We start from the raw sequence: 3,429 nt of genomic DNA on the forward strand, positions 1-3,429 counted from the left end.
AATACGTTCCAGTGGTTGATGGCGATATTCGCTACCCCGTATTTGTTTTGGATAGTGAAGGGACAGTTGCTGAAAATGTGGTCCTGGGTAACCGAGGTATATACGTTTTTGATCTTGTCGATCTCCTGCAGTGCAAGGTGCGAAATAAGCAGGCTTCCCGTGGAAGTTCCCAAAAACATATCGTAAGAATAACCGAGCCCTTCCATCAGGTATTGGGCAACGCCTCCTGCGAAAGCCCCTTTGCTGCCACCCCCCGAAATTACCAATGCCCTCATGATTTCAATATACTTTTCAGATACGCCTGTTCCTCTTTTCCCAATTGCTCCTTTAACTGTATGAGTCGTTCTTTTACCACCGGCCTTTTGAGGAGTTCCTTCATTAAATTTCGGGCAAATTTCCTGAACTGCCATGCATGGTGCGTACAGGCCTGGCCGAGATCCGCCAAATAGCGGTCATCTACCCCCAGTACACTCTGGATGATGGCAAAGGCATTCTGTCTTATTTCAAACCCATGATGCGGCGCCGTATACCCCCTTAATTCTTGTTCATAGGCTGCCCGGTTGGCACCATTTTCAAAATCCTGGGTAAGCCTGGCCAACAACAGCCAGGTCATCCTGAGGCTTTTATTGGGAAGTCCCATTTCTCCTCGGGTCAGCTCCAGGTAGTGTTTTCTTTCTTCCGGAAAACTTACCCATAACTTGTATAGGGCATTCTCTTTTGTAAGGTAACTGGGGTCGCCCAGCAGGGATTCAAACAATTCCCTGGTTTCCGGGGTTGCTGTGGGCAAACTCAATGCCACTGCTTGCCTTACCCGGGGATGGCCTTCCCCGGCAACCTTTTCCAGGAAACCTGCTGATAGGGTTTTTCCGTACTGCAGGATGATCCTTCTTTTAAGTTCGGTTGAACTGATGCCCGACCAGTACCCTTCAAGGATTTCTTCATTCGAGGAAGTACTCGTAATTAATTCCTGCTGTAGCTTTTGGTAGAAGCCGATTTGCTTACTACTTCTCTTTAGAAACTCCAGGCCTTCCTGATAGGGGAAGGAATTGGCCTTAAACCATTGGGCCCTGAATTCCTCCAGGGAACAACCACAGGAAGCCTCCATAACCGTAAAAAAATCGGAAAGGGTGGCGTTTTGGAAAGCGTAACGGTTGAGGAACTCCCTGATCCCCCTGCGCCAGGCATAATCTCCTATGGTTTCCCTGAGCATCAGTGCCGCCCAGGCGCCTTTTTCATAAAAGGTCAAGCTACTTGCCCCGGGGTCATCCAGTGCCTCCCCCTCGCCTACTTCATCCTGTGCTTTTAATTGGCTGGCCGTATCATAGAGCTTCCAGTAGAAGTGCTCCTCCCCGAAAAGTTCCCTTTCGGCCATGTAGGCGTAGTATGTGGCAAGCCCTTCGTGCAGCCAGTGTTGCGCGGCATCGGTTTCGGTCACCAGGTTCCCAAACCACTGATGGGCCAGTTCGTGGGCGTTTACGTTTACGTAGTTAAGATCCGAGAAAGCCGTCGAGTCCACCACGTACCCATCCGAGAAGAAAGTAGTTCCTGTATTTTCCATCCCCGCATAGAGAAAATCACGCACTGGGACCTGCTTATAGTTTTGCCAGGGATAGGGAATGCCGATCTCGGCCTCCAGATAATCAAAGATCTCCCGGGTGTAGCGGTAGGTAGGCTCCCATTTCGATTTATCCTGTGGATAGGTGTACAAAAAGATTGGAATGCCCGATGCACTTTCTATACGTTTCACCTCGTAATCCCCTACAGCAAAAGCCAGCAAATAACTGCTCATGGTGGCGTTCATCTTGTAGCTCCATATGCCCCTGCCTTTTACCGTTTTGTTCTTTGTAAGTTTTCCGTTGGCTACCACCTCATAAAGTGTATCCATGGCTATGGTGGTACTAAAAGTTACCTTTTCCTCCATCAGGTCCGGACTTGGGACCCAATGGCTGCTGTATTTGCCCTGGCCCTGTGTCCAGATCTGTTCATTTCCGGGAATGGTATCGGTCCAGCCCAGGAAGTACACCGCCTGTTTGGGTTGTGCCTTGTAGTGCAGCTCCAACCGGTATTTCTTTCCCGGCCGCAGGGCCTTCCATACCACCAATCGCCTGCCATCATTGTTGAATTGTACGCTACGGCCATTTAATTGGACATCATCAAATGTCATCCCACGGGCATCCAGGTAGAGGGAATCTATCTGCTTAGTAGCTTTAAAGCTGTAGCGCACCTTTCCCTGCAGGGTTTCCTGATAGGGATCGATTTCCAGGGCAATGGAGGCCTTGGTGTAATCGTAGGGCCAGATGGGCTGGCCCATTGTCGTGTGCCAGGCAATAAAGACCACAACTGTAATCAAAAAGTTTTTCCCAAAAGCGTGCATCGTTATTCAAATTTAGTGTTTTGGAAGATTGCAGTTCACTCAGGGAACTAGTATTTTCGTTTTGTCATGAGCACTTCCCTCCTAGCTCCCATCACCTACCTCAAAGGGGTGGGCCCCAACCGGGCTGAGGTCCTGAATAGTGAACTGGGTATACAGACCTATCAGGACCTGCTCCACTTGTTCCCCAACCGCTATATAGACAAAACCCGCTACTACAAGATCAATGAACTGCAACGGACATCGGCCGAGGTTCAGTTAGTGGGAAAAATTGTGAATATCCAAAGTGTGGCCCAAAAAAGGGGGAGCCGACTGGTGGCTACCTTTGTGGACGATACCGGGGAAATGGAACTCGTCTGGTTCCGCAGCCAGAAATGGATCCGGGAACAGCTGCAACTCAACACACCCTATGTGATCTTTGGTCGGACCAACTGGTTTGGTGGCAAGTTTTCTATGCCCCACCCGGAAATGGAACTGCTGGAAGAACACAATAAAGGGCTGCGCATAGCCATGCAACCCATTTATCCCTCTACAGAAAAGCTTTCAGCCAAAGGGGTCACCAACCGGGTGATCAGCAAATGTATGCAGCAATTAATCTCGGAATACCCGTCGGGATTTGCAGAAACCTTGCCGGACTATCTCAGGGATGAGCTGAAACTGCTGACGAAAACAGAGGCATTGCGCAACATCCATTTCCCGCAAAACCAGGAAAAACTGGCAAAGGCACAATTCCGGTTGAAGTTCGAGGAGTTGTTATACGTACAACTGCAGCTCCTGCTAAAAAAGATCAGCAGAAAACGCAAGATCAAAGGGTATCCTTTTTCCCAGGTGGGGGAACAATTCAATCGCTTCTTTGCCCATTATTTACCCTTCGAACTCACTAAAGCACAGAAACGCGTCCTCAAGGAGATCCGGGCCGACCTTGGCAGCCAGGCCCAGATGAACCGTTTATTGCAGGGCGATGTGGGCTCAGGTAAGACGATCGTAGCCCTGATGTCCATGTTGTTAGCTATCGATAACGGCTTCCAGGCCTGTATCATGGCCCCCACAGAAATCCT

Annotated in this window: 3 protein-coding genes; 1 reads left to right on the plus strand and 2 read right to left on the minus strand. The window is 49.6% G+C overall.

All coding sequences use genetic code 11. The features are described 5' to 3' along the window. Positions 1-275 (minus strand): patatin-like phospholipase family protein (locus AC4E7D_RS12965; RefSeq protein ID WP_490174212.1); only part of this gene is annotated, 275 nt, incomplete at its 3' end. Next, positions 272-2,374, minus strand: a complete 2,103-nt coding sequence (locus tag AC4E7D_RS12970; RefSeq protein ID WP_490174213.1) for a M1 family metallopeptidase — start codon at positions 2,372-2,374, stop codon at positions 272-274. The genes AC4E7D_RS12965 and AC4E7D_RS12970, both read right to left, overlap by 4 nt. A gap of 66 nt (positions 2,375-2,440) precedes the next feature. Here AC4E7D_RS12970 and AC4E7D_RS12975 point away from each other — a divergent pair. Next, a partial coding sequence (locus AC4E7D_RS12975; protein ID WP_490174214.1) for an OB-fold nucleic acid binding domain-containing protein occupies positions 2,441-3,429 on the plus strand: 989 nt, incomplete at its 3' end.

This window comes from Lentiprolixibacter sp. (assembly GCF_982873095.1).